7 protein-coding genes are annotated in these 19,033 nt (G+C 44.8%); 4 read left to right on the forward strand and 3 right to left on the reverse strand.

All coding sequences use genetic code 11. From position 1 onward, the window contains the following. Positions 1-641: 641 nt before the first annotated feature. Both AAE02nite_RS16460 and AAE02nite_RS16465 read right to left on the reverse strand, forming a co-directional pair. Positions 642-1,550 (reverse strand): lytic transglycosylase domain-containing protein, encoded by a 909-nt coding sequence (locus AAE02nite_RS16460; RefSeq protein ID WP_146899930.1) that lies wholly within the window; start codon positions 1,548-1,550, stop codon positions 642-644. A gap of 297 nt (positions 1,551-1,847) precedes the next feature. After that, positions 1,848-2,936: a glycosyltransferase gene (locus AAE02nite_RS16465; RefSeq protein WP_146899933.1), complete on the reverse strand. Its 1,089-nt coding sequence runs from the start codon at positions 2,934-2,936 to the stop codon at positions 1,848-1,850. Between the two features lie 526 nt (positions 2,937-3,462). On the opposite strand from AAE02nite_RS16465, the gene AAE02nite_RS16470 reads away from it, so the two are divergent. After that, a complete protein-coding gene (locus AAE02nite_RS16470; RefSeq protein ID WP_246151098.1) occupies positions 3,463-6,804 on the forward strand; it encodes a SusC/RagA family TonB-linked outer membrane protein in 3,342 nt (1,113 codons plus the stop codon). Positions 6,805-6,850: 46 nt separating this feature from the next. Beyond that, positions 6,851-8,578, forward strand: a complete 1,728-nt coding sequence (locus tag AAE02nite_RS16475; protein ID WP_146899936.1) for a RagB/SusD family nutrient uptake outer membrane protein — start codon at positions 6,851-6,853, stop codon at positions 8,576-8,578. A 66-nt stretch (positions 8,579-8,644) separates the two neighbouring features. On the opposite strand, the gene AAE02nite_RS16480 is transcribed toward AAE02nite_RS16475, so the two are convergent. Beyond that, a complete protein-coding gene (locus AAE02nite_RS16480; protein ID WP_246151100.1) occupies positions 8,645-11,179 on the reverse strand; it encodes a penicillin-binding protein 1A in 2,535 nt (844 codons plus the stop codon). 673 nt (positions 11,180-11,852) lie between these two features. Here AAE02nite_RS16480 and AAE02nite_RS16485 point away from each other — a divergent pair. Further along, positions 11,853-16,565, forward strand: coding sequence for a S8 family serine peptidase (locus AAE02nite_RS16485; RefSeq protein WP_146899939.1), 4,713 nt, complete (start codon positions 11,853-11,855; stop codon positions 16,563-16,565). Between the two features lie 228 nt (positions 16,566-16,793). Then, on the forward strand, positions 16,794-19,010 hold the full coding sequence (locus AAE02nite_RS16490; RefSeq protein ID WP_146899942.1) for a tetratricopeptide repeat-containing sensor histidine kinase: 2,217 nt from the start codon (positions 16,794-16,796) through the stop codon (positions 19,008-19,010). Positions 19,011-19,033: the final 23 nt, after the last annotated feature.

Genomic DNA, 19,033 nt, shown 5'->3' on the forward strand with positions numbered 1-19,033 from the left:
ATATTTATTACAAAACTATTCGCCAGAACGGATAGCTTATTTTAAAAAATATTATTCTAAACTTCTGCAGAAGATCTTTTAGAGATTAAAATAACTTAAAAATAACAAGAAAATTTTGTTATATACAAATTTATTTAGACCAAATCTGGTCCGGAAGGCATAGATGTAAACGAAAAAGGGTTTCTTTTACCTTTATTGGGCATTATTTTTTTAAAAAAAATTACTGATTTAATATATAGTCTTAAAATCATCGGAAAAGATATTTGATGAACCTGTTAGCTTAAGAGCCGGTCTATTAGAAGTTGGTAGACTCATTTGCAGGCGTGGGTATACTCATTTAAACCGAAATACGTACAAACGGCTATTTTATGGAATAATTGCTATTTTAAGCTCCTTTTAAAGGGTAGTAAGAATATAATTAAGCAAATTTGTAAGTGGTTTTTCGGCTTATTTACCCGGATGTTTTTGCAATTATCCAAGGGTTTACTTGTCCTGTTGTGATACCGATGCTGTTTGCCGGATATTATTACCCACAGCTTGCTGGTCAGAAGATGCAGCAAGAGCAGCTAGCGGCGTTCTTTGCCTAAGCTCAATTATCTCATCTGAGTTGCCCTGATTAGTGACAGCGGAAAGGGTATCATTTATTCCCGGGCGGTTTTAGCTGGGATTAACAGGGTGTAACGGGTGGTAGTATCGGTTACAGTAAGTTTGTAGGTGCGCAGCCAGGGGTTATGCAGTCGTAAAGTTTTGTAATTGGTACCCTGTTCCAAAGCAAAAGCCGGCAAATCCTCAATGGTGCTGGTTACCGTTAGCGGGCGGGTTGGTGTGGTGGCATAGGCGTCTGCGTCCATCATGCTGAACCCATAGCGTTGCGGATTTTCTAATACTTCTTTTAAAGCCAGAATCCGAAACAAATAGCGCGATGTTTCATCGTTCAGGTACAGGTCGTAGTACGAATCTACTTTCTGGGTCTTAAAAGCAGCTTCCAGGCCACCTACACCCCGATTATAAGAGGCAGCGGCGCTCGTCCAGGAACCAAAGCGCTTATACCCGTATTTAAGATGTTTACAGGCCGCTATCGTTGATTTCTCAAAATGGTACCGTTCGTCCACTTCATCATTTATTCTTAATTTCAGGGCTTTAGCCGTAGCAGGCATTAATTGCCAGATACCCACCGCACCTTTGGGTGAAGTAGCATTGCTCAGTAAGCTTTCGGCGAGCGCCAGATATTTAAAATCGGGATGCATGCCATTTTCGCGGAGCAGCCGATCTAATTCAGGTAAATGACGTTGCAGCCTTTTGAGCGCCAGCAGGGTATTTGAATGAAAGTAGGCCGTAGATTGTAATTCGCGATCCAGCCGTTCCGCCACATCAGGTAAGTCCAGCGGCACGGGTTCATCGGCAAAGGTTAACGTTTGGGGGAGCGGAAACGGACGATAAACGCCATTGTTCGGCATGCTGGGGATTACTTGCTGGCTGCACAAATTCACCACTCCCAGGAGGCAGGCCAGTAAAAACAAATATTTCCAGTAAGGCTGTAATTGCGTCATTAAAATGCACCCGTTGTTTTTTCCGTTTACGATTAAACGATTAATTACGGTTATGATTGTTTTTGTTGCGGAGAAAAGGCCGTTACCAGATTAAAACTTGGGTAGTTTCAAGGTAGAAGGGAAGGGTAAATAGGCGTATCTTCGTAGTTTATTCTACGTAGAGCCGCTTTTCATATTAATTTAATACCTGGGTGCTAAAGAACTAAGCCTGTTATTTAATTAACAAGTGACAATATTGTAACCCAAGCAATAGGAAATATAAACCCGATAGGCCTAATGAAAACCAGAGATGCTTAATTAAGAGTTAGGCGGTAGCATTTTTTTGAGCCTTTGTTTTACCGCGGAGCCATAGTAGCGGAAATAATAATGAACATGCCGGTAAAAAGGAGCCCATCTTAATTTTAATAATGCGGAAGCTGGTGGCCGGTAATAAGCATAAAAAGGCGAGTTCTGGTAGATTTTATCGGTATTAAACCCAACAGCGGCATGTTGGAGGCATTGCCGAAACAAGAACAACCCTAAAGTATAGCCTAAGGCGGCGGGCTGGAAGAAGTTGCTTTTCTGATTTATCTCCAGTAGTTGGGTAAACCAGTTGATGGCCCGGTTAAAAAATAAGGGGTTGGGCTCCCAGGGCTGGTACCAGACACGGTTATGAAAGCTAAACTCCCCCGGCGTAAGCTCGTGCCCCAGCAAGCGGAATACTGCAGACCGGGTTTTGCCGGCATTTGTTATTTGTTGCGAATGATGTTGTTTAGATACCTGTGTCCCGGAGTCACGGTAAAGCAGCAATGGCTCGGCCAGGTTAGCGCCTTTCGTAACCAGCAGCATATCAAACCATAGCTTATAGTCCTCGGCGGCCTTGTATTCCGGGTGGTAGGTTAACTTGTTATCCAACAATACCTGGCGCCGCAGCATTACGGCAGGGTGGGCAAAAGGCGTATCAAAAATTAGAAAACTTTTAATTTGCTCGTGCGCCAGCGGGAACGTTTCGGTGTATATTATTTCCTTGTTTTTGAAATGCTGAATCGCAGAGCCCACCAAACCTACCTCCGGATGAGTCTCCATAAACCTGACCTGTTTTTCCAGTCGGGTATTTTGGCTGATATCGTCGGCATCCATCCGGGCAATGTATTGTCCGGTAGCCAGGGCAAGTCCTATATTTAATTGGGCAATTAAGCCAATATTCTCCGGCGAATGAATAACCCGGATGCGGTGGTCGTGGTAACAGTTAATAATTTCGGTACTGGCATCGGTCGAGCCGTCATTCAGAATCAGAAATTCTAAATGCGGGTAAGTCTGGTTTAAAATGCTTTCTATTGCTTCAGCCAGATATTTTTCAGCATTATAAACCGGCATCAGCACCGATACCAGGGGAGAAATATTCATAAACCAGTCAGGATACGCCAAACGTAAATACCAAGCTATTAAATTTTAACATACCCAGCCAAATATTTTTGAAATCTAATAAACAAGTTGCGGCTTGAGCTGGACTCAGGTTGGATGAAGCCAGTAACAAAATAGTGCTGGAGAATAAATTGAGAATTGGTGTTCAAAGATTAATACTGCAGCGTTTTAAGTAAAGAGTAAGCATATTTTAAGAAAATTAAACGCTAAGCCTATTCTTCTCTGCCCCTGATTATAGCATAATACTTAACCCATTGCTTTGCTCTACATTGCTGGGTAAAAGTGTGTTTGTTTGCACCAGGTTTGATCTTGAAAATGGAAAGCTAAACTGCTGTATATCAGATTAAATATTATCTATATAGTAGGGTTATTTATTAGCAAATATTTAAAAACGGGGAACTATAATTACTAAAAAAGTAAATTTTGGTAATATCCTATTCTGCCATCAATAAATCCAAATTTTTTAGCTAAATTTTACAATCTAATCTAACCTATTCACCCAGAAAACATGTTAAAAAAAATGCAATCTCCGCATAGTTGGCAGATGAAAATTTGCGGACTGGTTTTAGCAGGAGTTTTGACAGCCAATCCGTTAACAGGTACAACGGCTGCTGCAAATGCTAAAACTGCTCCAGTCGTTTCATTTGCCAGAAACTTAAAAGCCGGGAAGTTTATTCTCTGGCCGATTACAGGTAAGGTAACTTCGCCAACCGGCGAACCAATTCCTGGGGTTACGGTGCTGCTGAAGGGAACCAGTACTGGTGCTACCACTAGTCCAGATGGTACTTATAGCTTAAATGTGCCGGAAACAGCGGGAACCTTGGTTTTCTCTTTTATTGGCTTTACTACCCTGGAGAAGAGCTTTTCTGGTCCGGGGACGGTAAATGCGATGCTTTCGGAAGATGCCAAGGCCTTGCAGGAAATTGTAGTAACCGGTTATACCACCCAATCTAAAAAAGATATTACCGGAGCGGTAGCTACTATTGATGCCAAACAATTATTATCTACGCCGGCGACCAACCTGGGGCAGGCCATGCAGGGTAAAGTAGCCGGCGTTACAGTTGGTAACGAAAACAGCCCCGGCGGTGGGGTTATGGTCCGGATCCGGGGTTTTGGTACCATCAACGATAACTCGCCCTTGTACGTGGTAGATGGCGTGCCCACCAAAGGCAACCTGAATACCCTTAACCTGAACGACATTGAGTCGATGCAGATTCTGAAAGATGCCTCGGCAGCTTCCATCTACGGATCGCGGGCAGGTAATGGGGTGGTTATTATTACCACCAAAAAAGGCAAAGCCGGTAAGCCCATGTTTACTTACGATGCTTATTACGGCACCCAGCGGCCCGGCAAGTTTCTCGACTTGCTGAACAGCCAGGAATACGCGCAATTGATTTGGGAATCGCGGAAAAATGCCGGTGCGGTAGGCACCAATGGTAATCCTGCGCATGCCCAGTTTGGTAACGGGCCGGAGCCGGTACTGCCAGATTATATTTTCCCGGCCGGTGCCAAAGAAGGCGACCCGCGTGTAGCCCAGGATGCCAACGGCAATTACACTAACTACAGCAATAATATTGATGCCGCCGATTTTAACCGGACCAAATGGATGATTACCAAGACCAATAAAGCGGGTACCGATTGGCTCGATGAAATTTTTGATCCGGCGCCTATTCAAAACCACCAGATTGGCGTGTCGGGCGGTAACGAAAGCGGCCGGTATGCTATGTCGGTAAATTATTTTAACCAGGAAGGAATCATGATTTATACCGGGTTTAAAAGGTATTCACTGCGGGCCAATACCGAATTTAACGTGAATAAACGCATTCGGGTGGGCGAGAATTTTCAGGCAGCAGTAAGTTCTAGAGTTATGCAGCCGGGTTCCAACGGTTTCGAAAATAACCCCACCTCCTTCGCCTACCGTATTCAGCCTATTATTCCGGTATACGATGTGGCCGGTAATTTTGCCGGTACCCGCGGTACCGACCTCGACAATTCCAACAATCCTTATAGCATGTTGTACCGCAACAAGGATAATGATCAAAGAGAAATACGGTTGTTTGGTAATGCTTATGCCGAAGTAGATATACTCAAAAATTTAACGGCTAAAACCAGCTTTGGCGTTGATTATAACTTGTTTAACTACCGTAATTACACCTTCCGCGATATTGAATCGGCCGAAGCCAGGGGTTCTAACAGTTTGCAGACCACCAATAACTACGAGTGGACCTGGACCTGGTTTAACACTTTAAACTATAATGCCACCTTTGGCGAAAAACACCGGTTAAATTTCCTGATTGGTACTGAGTCTATTAAAGACTATTATGAGTTTTTCGATGCTTCCCGGACCAATTTTGCCTCCGACGATATTGAAAACCGCTATTTAAGTGGGGGTACGGGTGTGCAAACGAATAATGGCGGCGGTTATAACTGGGCCCTGGCTTCGGAATTTGCCAAAGCCAATTATGTATTTGCCGACAAATATTTACTCGAAGGTACGCTGCGCCGCGACCGGTCTTCGCGGTTTGCACCCCAGTTCCGGACCGCTTATTTTCCAGCCGCCAGTGCCGGTTGGGTTATATCCGAAGAAAGCTTTGCCAAAGGTTTAACCACCTGGCTTAATCATGCTAAGCTAAGAGTGGGCTGGGGCCAAACCGGTAACCAGGAAATTGGTAACTACAATTCCATTACGCAATATTCAACCAATCCGGCAACTTCTTTCTATGACCTGGGCGGTACGCGCACCTCGGCCATACCCGGTTACGAGTTAACCCAGTTTGGTAACCCAAATGCCAAGTGGGAAACCACCACGGCTACCAATATTGGGTTAGATGCTACTTTGTTTAACGATCACATTGATGCTTCTTTTGACTGGTATACCCGCCTTACTTCGGATATGTTGTTCCCGGTTCAGGTACCGCTTACCGGCGGCGTGGCCGTTAACCCTTTCCAGAATATTGGGTCTATGCGCAACCGGGGCGTTGATCTGGCTCTTACCTACAATGGCAAGGCTGCTGATAACCAGCTTACTTACAGTATAGGCGGCAATCTTAGCACCTATCGTAATGAGGTAACCCAAACCACCGGCGACCCCAATACCCAATATTTTGGCCTGAACGATGAGCGTATTCAGAACTTTGTGGTAACCCAGCAAGGTTACCCCATATCTTCTTTCTTTGGGTATACCATTGATGGCATTTTCCAGACGGACGATGAAGCAGCCACCGCTCCTAAAAACAACTTGGGCGTTAATCAGAATAAAGCCGGCCGGTTCCGTTTTGTGGATGTGAATGGTGATAATGTTATCGATTCCAAAGATTTATCTATTATAGGCAGCCCACACCCCGATTATACCTATGGCATTAACGTGAGTGTTAATTACAAAAATTTCGGCTTAACTCTTTTTGGCCAGGGCGTACAAGGCAACGAAATCTTTAACATGGTGAAGTATTTCACGGATTTCCCAACCTTTGGCGGTAACCGGAGCAAGCGCATGCTGTACGATTCCTGGCGGCCCGGTAAAACCGATGCTATTTTGCCCCAGTTAACTTCCAGCGACCAGGTAAGTATCCTGCCTTCTACTTATTACCTCGAAAACGGGTCTTATTTCCGGATGCGCAATATTCAGTTAACCTATAATTTGCCGGCCACCTTAATCTCCAGGGCCAGTCTGAGTTCGGTTAGAGTTTATTTGCAAACCCAAAACCTGTTTACCATTACCAAATATTCCGGTATGGATCCCGAGATTAACCTCCGCAATTTTACTGCCGGCAACGACCGTCAGATTGGGGTAGATGGTGGCGCTTACCCGATTGCCAAACAGTTTATTATTGGTTTAAATGTGGGCTTTTAAGCAGGTTTAATTCCGGCCCAAATTATTAATTCTAATTTCTGGACAAATGAAAAAACATATAATATTAGCGGGTAGCTTGTTCCTAAGTATATTAAGTTCTTGCTCCGATTCTTTCCTGGATGTAAATCCAAAAGCAGCACTTACGGGTACCGCTTTACAAAACAATAAGGGGGTAAATTCCTTACTAGTGGCCGCCTATTCTTTGTTGGATGGCTGGGCTACTGCCGAGGGGGCTTATCGTTCTTACCAATCTTCGGCGGATAATTGGGTGTATGGCAGTGTGGCTTCGGATGATGCTTACAAGGGCACCGTTGCCGGCGATCAGCCTCCCATCTCTTTAATCGAGCAGCATAATATATCTTCGGATAATATTTATTTCCGGGGCAAGTGGCGGGGTATGTACGATGGTATTGCCCGGGCCAACGATGTGCTGCTGAATTTAGCGAAGGCTACGGATGTAAATGAGGCCGACCGGCAGCAAATTACCGCCGAAGCTCGTTTTCTGCGGGGGCATTTTCATTTTGAGCTGAAAAAGATGTTTAACAACGTGCCTTATATTGATGAGACCATTTATGATCCCAACAACCTGGAAAGCACAAAGCAGCCGAACACCGCCGATATCTGGCCCAAGATTGTAGAAGACCTGACTTTTGCATATAACACGCTGCCTGCTAAGCAATCCCAACCCGGAAGAGCTACTAAATGGGCAGCCGGTGCTACTTTGGCCAAAGCCTATTTATTTCAGAAAAAATATGCCGAAGCCAAACCTTTGCTGCTGGCAATTGTAAATAGCGGCCAGTTCCGGCTGGTAGACCGCTACCACGATAATTTCCGGGCTGCTACCAACAATAATCCCGAATCTGTTTTTGAAATACAACACTCGGTTAACGACGGCGCCCCTGGCGGGGAAAATGGTAATATTGGCGCTACACTTAATTATCCTTACGGTGGTGGCGGAGTAACTACTTGCTGCGGCTTCTTCCAGCCATCGCAGAATCTGGTAAATGCCTTTAAAACCGATGCCAACGGCTTGCCTTTATTAGATACTTTTAACCAAAACGATGTAAAAAGCGACCAGGGTATAGAAGCTACCCAATCCTTTACACCCGAAGAAGGCACCCTCGATCCACGCCTGGACTGGACAGTTGGTCGCCGGGGTATTCCGTTTCTGGATTGGGGTGTACATCCGGGCAAAACCTACGTGCGTGACCAGGCTTACGGCGGGCCTTACTCCCCTAAAAAGCACGTAATGTATCGTTCCGATGTGGGTACCAATACCTTTGCCAGCAACCCGCGTTTAAACGCCAATAATTACCGCATCATCCGGTATTCGCACGTGCTGCTGTGGTTAGCCGAAATTGAAACCGAACAGGGCAACTTGGAAGCCGCCCGTGGCTACGTAAACCAAATCAGGAGAAGAGCGGCCAATCCCGATGGCTTCGTGAAAAAAGCCGACGGCACGCCAGCCGCTAACTACGTAATTAAGGAATATTCAACCTCCTGGACCGACCAGGTCATGGCCCGGAAAGCGGTGCAATTTGAGCAGCGGCTGGAGTTTGGCATGGAAGGCCATCGCCGGTTTGATTTGGTGCGCTGGGGAATTGCCGACCAGGTTTTAAATGCTTATTACGCCGTTGAAGGCAACAAGCGGCCGTATTTAAAGGGTGTGCAGTTTGTAAAAGGCAAGCACGAATATTTCCCGATTCCAATACAAGAAATACTAAACAGTACCGTAGCGGGTAAGCCTACCTTAATCCAGAACCCCAATTATTAAATAATTAGGATAATATTTTGCCAGAAAGCTCCCGGGTAACCAGGAGCTTTTTCATTTCCGGTTATTTCAATCCCAAAACCTGCCGCGGCTTTTACCTTTTTCCCGCTTCTCATTGTGCTTATCTCTTTTCCATTCCTTCTCCTGCGCTTTCCGCTCTTTCTTTTTAGGTTTAAATACATTAAAAAGCTTGTCCAGAAAAGAAGCCTGTTTAATAACTGGTTCCGGGTGTTCAGCCAGAAAAGAAGGGCAGTCCAGTTGTTGCTGCAGGTCGGGTGGTAATTGCGGAAACTGGCTTTGGCGCCAGTCGCTGAATTCCCGGTCGCGCACCAGGCGGGCCATAAACTCACCCCAAATGGGTAAAGCGGTATTAGAACCCTGGCCCAGGCTTAAGGTCCGGAAGCGGACCGCTGGATTCTCGGCACCGACCCATACGCCGGTAACCAGTTGCGGTGTAATGCCAATAAACCAGCCATCGGCGTGGTCTTGGGAGGTGCCGGTTTTTCCCGCAATGTCCAGGGTTAAATTAAATTCGGAACGCAGGCGGTTGGCCGAGCCTTCTTCTACTACCCCTTTTAGCAGTTCCAGCATAATGGCGGCATGTTCGGGAGCCAGTGCTTTGGCTACACCCGTGCCGGGCCGGTGCTGCCGCAGCACGCTGCCGTTACGGTCGGTTATTTTAGCAATATAAACTGGTTTTACCCGGTAGCCTTTGTTCGCAAGGGTTGTATAAGCTGTTACCAGTTCCAGCAACGATAGGTCGGCGGTGCCCAGGGCCAGCGAGGGTACTTTGGGTAAAGCACTTTGGATGCCTAAGCGCCGGGCTAGCGCTATAGTAGGTTCCAGGCCGGTTTCCGTTAATATCTGCGCCGAAATGGTGTTAACCGAGTGCGCCAGCGCGCCCCGCATCGAATATTCGCCGCCGTATTTATTATCGGCATTGTGGGGTGTCCAGGTATCGTTATTATTAGCGGTATAGGTCTGGAGCTGATTCGGGAAATACGTGCAGGGTGTCAGGCCGCGTTCCAGGGCGGCGGTGTATACTATGGGCTTAAAGGTAGAACCAGCCTGCCGGCGGGAGCGCACATGATCGTATTTAAACGTATGGTGGTCGATGCCGCCCACCCAGGCTCGGACGTAACCGGTGCCGGGTTCTACCGCCAGCAACCCGGTATTTAGAAACCGTTCGTAGTAGCGCAATGAATCGTTGGGTGTCATGGTCCGTTTTAAAGAACCACGCCAGCTAAATAAATTCATTTCTTTGGGTTGCCGGAATCTTTCCTGAATGGCCGCTTCGGTCAAGCCTGCCGCTTTCAGTTTCTGGTAATGTTTAGAGCGCCGCATGGCCGCTCGAATTACTTCGGGATTATTTCCCCACGGGGCCCGGTTTTTCCAATGCGCATCAAACTGACTTTGCAGGCGGGCCATTCGTTTGCGCATTGACCGTTCGGCGTGGGTTTGCATGCCGGCGTGCAGCGTGGTGTAAATTTTCAGGCCGTCGGTGTATAAATTGTAAGGCTTGCCATCTTCTTTTAATTGGGTCGCACACCATTTTACCAGCTCCAGTCGTAACTGTTCCCGAAAATAAGGGGCTAGTCCGTCGTTGTGGGTTTCGTAGCGGTATTGCAGTTTCAGAGGCAGGTTCTTTAGCGAATCGGCTTCTGTTGGAGAAAGGTAGCCGTATTTAGCCATCTGGTTCAGTACCACATTCCGGCGCTGTCGCGATCTTTCCAGGTTCAGCCGTGGGTTATAAGAGGTAGTGGCTTTCAGCATACCAATTAAAACGGCGGCTTCTTCGGTTTTAACGGAATCGGCAGAGGTGTTAAAAAAGCGCCTGGCTGCCCGTTCAATACCAAATAAATCTCCGCCCATGGGCACGGTATTTAAATAAAGCTCCAGAATTTCGGTTTTGGAATAAATACCTTCGAGCCGGCGGGCAATTATCATTTCGCGCAGCTTGTTAATGGGCGTACTCAAAATTAAATATTGCCGGCGGGGGTATAAATTTTTAGCTAATTGCTGACTAATGGTACTGCCGCCACCCGATTTTTCTTCCTGCAGTAACATGGTTTTAAATAATACCCGCAGCAAACTTCTAAAATCTACGCCGCTGTGGTTGTAAAAACGGGCATCTTCGGTGGCAATTAAAGCTTTTACCGCCGCCGGCGAAATATTATCAAAACTAACGTTGGTGCGGTCCTGGATATAGTAGCGGCCCAGTAAAACATTATCCGACGAATAAACTTCCGAAGCGGTGTGGTTCTGGCGGGCTTTAAGAATGGCCCGCGAAGGCACGGGCCCCAGCAAGCCTACGTAAATAACCAGGTACAAGCCAACCCAGAATAGCAGAACCAGCAAAATTAAACGGTATATGCCTTTAAAAACAGGCTTAAAATGCACCGGCTGCAGCCGGCGCCAGCTAAAATTCTGAAACTGATGCTTTTTCTGCTGCCAGTAAAAGGCCTTGAGTTTGGATTGGTGGCGGGCACTAAAAGCAATAATTCCCTGGCGAAGATAGGTTAGAGCCGGCCGGAGCAAATACCGATTGCTAAACGACCCCAATGCCCGTAAGGTAAGCCAAATACGTGTTATGATTTTATGCAACAGTTTACTTTAATTATCTTACTCTTACTTTTCTTAAACCACAAAGGTACGGGCCTTCGATTCAAAATATTAACTTAGATTTAATAAACGGTTTTTTTGTTCTTTTACTGCATCGCTACTGCTTTTGGTATTTAAAATCAGCTGAAACCAGCAGGTTAAACCTGTTTTGGCATAGTAAAGTAAAACTGGGCTCCATTAGCCCTATTGGCATTTTTTATGATATTTATTTAAATATTACAACAAATTCTTGTTTTTTGCTTAGTTTATTGCCAGATTTAACATAATTTAAAGCTGGCTATTAGTAAAATATTTCTAAAGTAGCCAGATTACGAAGCCGACTTTGTTCGTCGGGAAGTAATCTTTGAATCCTGAGCTTTTCGCCTGCATAATTAACCAACTGCTTACTGTTTCCTATTATTTTTTAGCTAAACCATCGAAATAGCCAATTTTCTTTTCTCGGCTATTTAAGCTGATGGTTTTGCATGTGATAAATGGCAGCCTTGGCGGCAAAATATTTCTGCCGGCCTTGTAGAAGAATCATCACGTTACTGCAAAATATTTATTTGAGCCCGGATTGGTAATCAGGTTTAAATCTGAGACCGGTTTGGCCGGCATCTGCAGTTCTTCCGTTTAGCTTGGCTTTTTTCTTTTTTACACTCACTTTCCAGCACCCATGAAACAGTTCTATTCTCTTTCATTATTTCCGGTCCGCTCTTTGGTAGGGCAGGTAATATTTGCGCGTTATTTATTCTGGCTGGTTTTGCTGGTAAGTTATTTTCAGGTGCCCTACCAGGCTTTAGCCCAAAGAACTTTACTTGACGATGTTATCCCAATGGTAGAATGCGTAGAATACCAAACCAATGGGAAGTTTAAAGTATGGTTTGGTTACAACAACAATAACAAGGTTGAAACAGCCGGCCAGAATTATTTAGAAATAGTTAATGGAACGGTAAGTACAGAATACACCGGAATAATACCGGAAAATACGCCTCCCACCTTATTTAAACCAGGCCGGCAAAAGAATGTGTTTTACGTTGAATTTGATATTAGTAGTAAAGTAATATGGAAAATAACTTTATCTAATGGTAAATTCAAAGACGTAACGGCCAGCAGTCTTTCTCCCTTGTGTAATGCTCCTGGCAATATATTCTCTCCGGGCAATATAAATCCGCAGGTTTTGAAAACCGGCGATATTATTGGCCCTGAATTAACTTTCTTAAAAGAAGAATACGACCCGACCAATCCGATAAAGCCTTCAAAAAATATTTTTCAAATACAAGCCGGATACGTTTTAATTGAAGTAACAGCAAAACAAGGGAAATATCAGGAATTATTAAACAAACTTACCGATAAAGATGCCGATCCGGTAGCCTATGGCATGGTAGGCATAATTCCGAACGGACTTAATCCTCTTTTAATATCGGGGTACTTACTTATTACCAATCTCGAAAAACTGAATAACACAACCATATTCGGCACCCTAATTAATAAAGTTCAGCCGGTTTATGCCCCTGTTTTCAATGCCGGTAGCGTAACCAGTGCCGGCGATTTAGCCCAGCGTTCGGGGTTGGCCCGCTCGGCCTTTAAGGTAGCAGGAGAAGGTGTTAAGGTGGGTATATTGTCTGATAGTTATAATGCTAAGGGCGGAGCTGAACAAGATGTAAATACCGGCGACGTGCCGGTTGTAGAAATACTAAAAGATTTGCCGCCTAATACTAATATAGGTACCGACGAAGGAAGAGCCATGGCCCAAACTTTATTCGATAGTGCCCCCAAGGTAGCACTTGCCTTCCGGACCGGATTTTTAAGTGCCGGAGATCTGGCCCAGGGAATTATACAACTAAAAGAGGAAGCTAACTGCAATATTATTGTAGATGATATTAATTATATAACAGAGCCTTTTTTTCAGGATGGCGTAGTTGCCCAGGCAGTAGACAGAGTTGTTAGGCAAGGCGTAACCTACTTTTCGTCGGCGGGTAATTACGGCAGTAAATCTTACGCAACAGCCTTTAATCCGGCTGCTACTGCTAATAGTTTAGGCGTGCCGCATAACTATGGCGGCGGCGATGTGCTGCAGAAAATAACCCTTACCCCAGGTGACTATACTTTAGTTTTACAATGGGATGATCCTTTTTATTCGCTGAGCCAAAGTGCCGGGGCTGCTACCGACTTGGATGTTTATTTGGCCACCGACACCGGAACGCCAATTTTTGGGATGAACCGGTTTAATATTGGCCGGGATCCCGTGGAGATAATGCCTTTTACCGTTAGCGGCGGCAATGCTACTACCAACATAATGGTGGTAAATGCCGGCGGGCCAGCCCCCAAGTTTAAATATATGGTTTTCCAGGGCGAATTAGCTATGCTGGAGTACAACAATACAGGTAATGCTACTATTGTCGGCCAGGCCAATGCGGCCGGTGCTATAGCAGTGGGCGCAGTACTTTACAAAAATACGCCAGCTTTTGGGGTTAATACGCCAACTCCGGCTTCCTTTTCTTCTGTAGGAGGTACTCCCATTTTGCGCAATAGCAGTGGCAATTCTATACCCCAGGTGATAAGGCAAAAACCAGATATAATGGCTCCTAATGGTGGTAATTTAACCACTAACTTACCAATGGGAGGCGAGGATATAGAAAACGACGGTTTACCAAACTTTTTCGGCACTTCCGCCGCCGCCCCGCACGCTGCTGGAGTGGCCGCTTTAATATTGAGCGCCAAGCAAAAATTTTATGGCACCGCCGAAACGCCCGCTACCCTTAGCCCCGCCGAAATAAAAACGCTTTTAACGAGCACGGCAATCGACATGGAAACCTCCGGGTTTGATTATAAAACCGGGTTTGGTTTTATCCGGGCCGATGCCGCCATAAGCACTTTTGCAAACCCGGCGGCAGTTCTTACGGCTTTAGAAGGAGTGCCTACTATTCTAAATCCAACGTCTGGTGCGGCTATTCCTTTTAATATTACCGTTAAGGGAGAATATTTAAAAGGCCCCTTTAAATTAAAGGTAATGCTGAACGATGTTCTTTTAAAAGAGGTAAATATTACATCAGGTACCTTATTAGAAGTGGTGGTGCCGATACCTGCTTATTTGAGCGGTAACCCTTATGTGCAAGTCGAAAAGCCGGCTACAGTGCCAAATGGGAACGATGGTGGTCTTTCAAACAAGTTATACTTCTTCCCTAAACCGGTTATCACCATTACCGCCAATAATAAAGTGAAATATTATGGTCAGGCTTTCCCCGCGTTTACGGCCGAAGTAAAAAAACAGGATGGCACTGTTGTTGGGCCCCTTGAACGGGTTGCCCTTGGCTTAACCGATGCTGCTATTACGTTTACGACTAACACCAATAGTAGTGAAAGCGGTAGAAATGCTGATGTTGGAAAGTACCAGATTATTCCTTCGAAAACCGATTTGCTGCAAACTAATGTTTATGATTATGTTTTTGTAAACGGATTTTTAGACGTTAACCCTGTGCCTATTACCATTACCCCAAACGATTTAACCGGCGACAAGGCAGTTGTGTTCGGAGATAAAATAGACGGCATCACCTTTAATTATACCATAAACGATATAGTAGTAAATGGTAATACAATTCTCCTAAGCAGTAGCGATAAAGATTGGCTGATTAATAAAGCAAAAACTGATCATGAAGCGGCGCTTGCTTATGCCAAAAACCTGCATGCCATTGCAATTGGAGATGGTACGGCTCCTTCATCGGAAATATTAGCTAACCGAAGCTTTATGGTAGATGGTTCGGTATTCGTGGACGGTTCGGTATTCGTAGACGGTTCCGTTTTCGTGGATGGTTCCGTATTCGTAGACGGTTCGGTGTTTGTGGATGGTTCTGTATTTGTGGATGGTTCTGTGTTTGTGGATGGTTCGGTTTTCGTGGATGGCTCTGTGTTTGTGGATGGGTCCATTTTTGTGGATGGGTCTGTGTTTGTAGATACTAGTCCGCAAGTGAATGGCACCGAAATGCTAGTAAACAGCGATGTAATTAATACGGATAATAATGCGAATACCACCATTATATATCACAGCGGCGATAAGCTGGTTTCTGAATTATATTCTATTAATCTGGTATCGGGTATAACTGCTAATGCTGAAAATGAATACCATTATATATTTCCGGGAACGCTGTTGTCTAATAATTTTAAGGTTAAATATGGGCAGGGAAAGCTGAAAATAAACAAAAAGAATATTACTGGAAAAGCCGGTGATTATACTACTACGTATGGCGTTTTAGTACCTGACCCTGGTGTAACGCCAAACCCGTATACGTATAGCCTTAGTGGAATCGCTTATAACACACCGCCCGCAGCAATATATGCCGGTACCGTAAGGTATACCATACCAGGTTATGCTGCCCCGGGCAAAATGGCCGCCGGTAATTATCCTATTATACCCAGTGGCGTAACGCTACTTTCCCCTAATTATAACCTGGTTAATACAGCAGGTAAGTTAACTGTTGGGGCAGCGCCTATCACGGTTAAAGCTAATGATTTGGCAATTGATTATGGTTCTGCTTTACCGCCGCAATCGGCCTTTTCCTCTGATTTAGTAGTGCCAGGTACCGGTAGCTTTGTATATGGCGAAGGAATTGCCAATCTGAGTATAACTTATTCCGTGCCGGCTTATACCCCCACCTCCAGCCCAGGGCCGTATGCGATTAAGCAAGCCTCCGGAAATACCAATTACACCATAACCTTTATTGATGGGGTTTTATATGTAAATCCTTTTGGCACAGGAACCAAAGCCGTTAAACCCATTCTTAACTGTGTAGAAGATTTAGGCGGTACTAATCCGGCTACCCGGTATCGCGCCTGGTTTGGCTACGACAATCCAAATACTGGCGTTGTGGGTATTCCTTTAGGAGAAAATAATAAACTGGTTTATGAAGGAACTCAGCCTATTGCAGTGGCACAGGGTAGCATGCCTGTCCGTTTTGAACCCGGTGTTCATAATCGCGTTTTTGCCGTTTATTTTGGTGGTAGTAAATTAAACTACATACTCATTAGCAATAATGGTACCCGCAAAACCCCAGTAGGTTCAGTCGCCAGTTCAACCTCATCCCGGTGCAAATCAACATCTTTATCGGTTGCTAATACTAATTGGGATAATGACCTACTGGATGCAGTCAGCCAGGTTACCGTATCTCCAAACCCGGTTACCGACAAGTTAACCGTGAATCTGGGCAGTTACCGGAATGCCGAAGTTAAATTAACCATTTACGATATCCTCGGCCGGGTTTGTACGCCCGTTCAAACGGTAAATAAGAAACCTAGTGCCGACATTAACATGAGCGCTTTAAAAGCAGGGGTGTATCTGCTGCGCCTGGAAAATAATGGTACTTACCGGCAATTACGGATAGTAAAAGAATAAAGATTACTTGCCATAATAACCTTTAATAAGTATTACCCAGGCTAAGGTAGTAATTTCGCTGCTTTAGTCTGTGTGCTTTTTAGCCTAACGAAAGTTTGCCTCCGGAATAATTTGCAAAAATTATAGTAGAATTGCTTTTACCCAAAATATTTTGTAAGTTATGGATTATCAAACCATTAGGTGTTGACTGGGATTTGGTGCGGGAGGTAGTACAAAAGCTTTAAACGTATGAAAAAACGAATACTCTTCCTCTTTATATTTCTGATTCATATTAGCGCTCTTGCCCAAAAAACCAAGCTCGATAGCATGGAGGCGCAGTTGACTACGGTAAAAGATACCATAAAAGTTAATTTGCTGCTCGATATAAGCAAAGCTTATGTGGGTAAAGACAAGGCCAAGGTAATCAGCTACGCCTGGCAAGCTAAAAAAATAGCCGATGCGCATAATTTCCCGAAAGGAGCTGCTTATGCCCTGAAGAATATTGGTATGGCCTATTACCCCGAAGGCAACTATAAAGAAGTGCTGAAATATTGGCAACGGTCTTTGTCTATTTTTACGGTCATCGAGGATAAAGTTGGCATGGGCAACCTGGAAGGAAATATAGGCGGCGTATATTTTAACCAGGGGGCAGATGCCAAAGCTATTGAGCATTACCTGAACGCTTTAAAGTTAGCCGAAGAAGTCGGTGATAAATTTCGGCTGGCTACTATACTCAGCAACATTGGGGCGGTGTATGCCAATAATCTTTCCAATGCCCCCAGCCGGCAAAAAGCCTTGGATTATTATTATAAAGCACTGGAAATAAGTGAAGACAATGATTATCAAACCCGCATAGGGCGCATCACGGCTAATATTGGTGAAATATTGTTAGCCAACGGAGATGATGAGAAATCATTGGTATATTTAGAAAGGTCAATCAAAGAATCGGAGAAATCTGATAATAAAGAAATAGTGGCTTTTGCCCTGCACCATATGGGCAATGTGTATACCCGCCGGGGAGAATATGCAAAAGCTTTAGCTTATCAGAATAAATCCTATGCTACGGCGGCGGCCGTTTCTTACAAACTAGAGATGTTGCAGGCACTTAACGGAGCCGGTAAAATTTATAATTTACAAGGCCGGCCAGACCAGGCGTTACAAGCCTATAATCAGGCTAAAGAAATAGCTTTAGAATTAGGGGCTAACAAAGAATTAACAGATGCTTACGAAGGATTAAGCCAGGCCTACGCAGCTGTTCCGGATTATAAGAAGGCATACGACCATCGCTTATTGCTGTCGGCTGTTAAAGATTCGATATTTAATACCGAAACAAATAGAAAAATTGTAAACCTGCAGGCCGATTACGAAAACGAAAAAAATCAGGCCCAGATAAAGTTACTAACCAAAGATAAAGCCTTGCAGCAAATGGCTTTGCAGCGGCAAAAAATTATCCGCAATGCTTTACTGGCCGGGTTGGGATTATTCCTGATTCTGGCCTTTATGTTATATTTTAATTACCGGAACAAAGTAAAAGCCAACTGGCAGCTAACCCGCAAAAATGTAGAAATAAACCAGCAAAAAGAAGAACTTGCTTCCCAGCGCGACCGCCAGGAACATATGTATAATAATTTAATCAGCGCCCAGGCCCAACTGATTCAGGCGGAGAAAATGGCTTCGTTAGGCCAGCTAACAGCCGGCGTAGCCCACGAAATAAACAACCCAATCAATTTTGTTTCGGCCGGTATCGATTCGCTGCGGCATAATTTTGCCGAAATTATGGAGGTGGTAGAAGGTTACCTGGCTTTAAACCCCGAAGCCGATAATCAGCAGCAACTCCGGAAACTGCATCAGCAAAAAAAACAAGCCGACCTGGAAGAACTTATCGAAGAATCGGAGCAACTGTTGCGCAGCATTAAAAACGGAGCCACCCGCACCAAAGAAATAGTAAAAAGTCTCAAAAACTTTACCCGCCTCGACGAAAACAGCCTGAAAAAAGCTGATTTGCACGAAGGGCTGGATTCTACGCTGGTAATCCTGAATAACCAGATAAAGGAAAGAATAAAAATAATCAAGAACTACGGCAACCTGAAACCCATTAATTGCTATCCGGGCCAGTTAAACCAGGTATTTATGAATATTTTGAGTAATGCCATTCAGGCGATAAAAGGAGAAGGAACCATTGCTATTAAAACCTACACCGACGATGATTATGCTGTTATCCGAATTAAGGATTCGGGCAGCGGCATGACCGAAGAAGTGAAGACCCACATTTTTGAACCCTTTTTTACAACCAAAGATGTAGGCGAAGGTACCGGATTGGGTTTATCTATTTCGTACGGCATTATCGAAAAGCACAAAGGCAGAATAGAAGTAGACAGTCAAGTGGGCGTAGGTACCGAATTCATTATCCGGATTCCCCTCATTTTATCGGAGACTTCTAAACCAATGGAAGTAGCAGCGGTTTAGACCAGAATTGTTAGAGTTAGCGC

This window comes from Adhaeribacter aerolatus, from assembly GCF_007991635.1.
GTDB lineage: Bacteria > Bacteroidota > Bacteroidia > Cytophagales > Hymenobacteraceae > Adhaeribacter > Adhaeribacter aerolatus.

What these genes read in the sequence shown, in the direction of transcription:
- AAE02nite_RS16490 (WP_146899942.1), top strand. Translation starts at nt 16,794, where the DNA reads ATGAAAAAACGAATACTCTTCCTCTTTATATTTCTGATTCATATTAGC.
- AAE02nite_RS16470 (WP_246151098.1), top strand. Translation starts at nt 3,463, where the DNA reads ATGTTAAAAAAAATGCAATCTCCGCATAGTTGGCAGATGAAAATTTGC.
- AAE02nite_RS16485 (WP_146899939.1), top strand. Translation starts at nt 11,853, where the DNA reads ATGAAACAGTTCTATTCTCTTTCATTATTTCCGGTCCGCTCTTTGGTA.
- AAE02nite_RS16460 (WP_146899930.1), bottom strand. Translation starts at nt 1,550, where the DNA reads ATGACGCAATTACAGCCTTACTGGAAATATTTGTTTTTACTGGCCTGC.
- AAE02nite_RS16465 (WP_146899933.1), bottom strand. Translation starts at nt 2,936, where the DNA reads ATGAATATTTCTCCCCTGGTATCGGTGCTGATGCCGGTTTATAATGCT.
- AAE02nite_RS16475 (WP_146899936.1), top strand. Translation starts at nt 6,851, where the DNA reads ATGAAAAAACATATAATATTAGCGGGTAGCTTGTTCCTAAGTATATTA.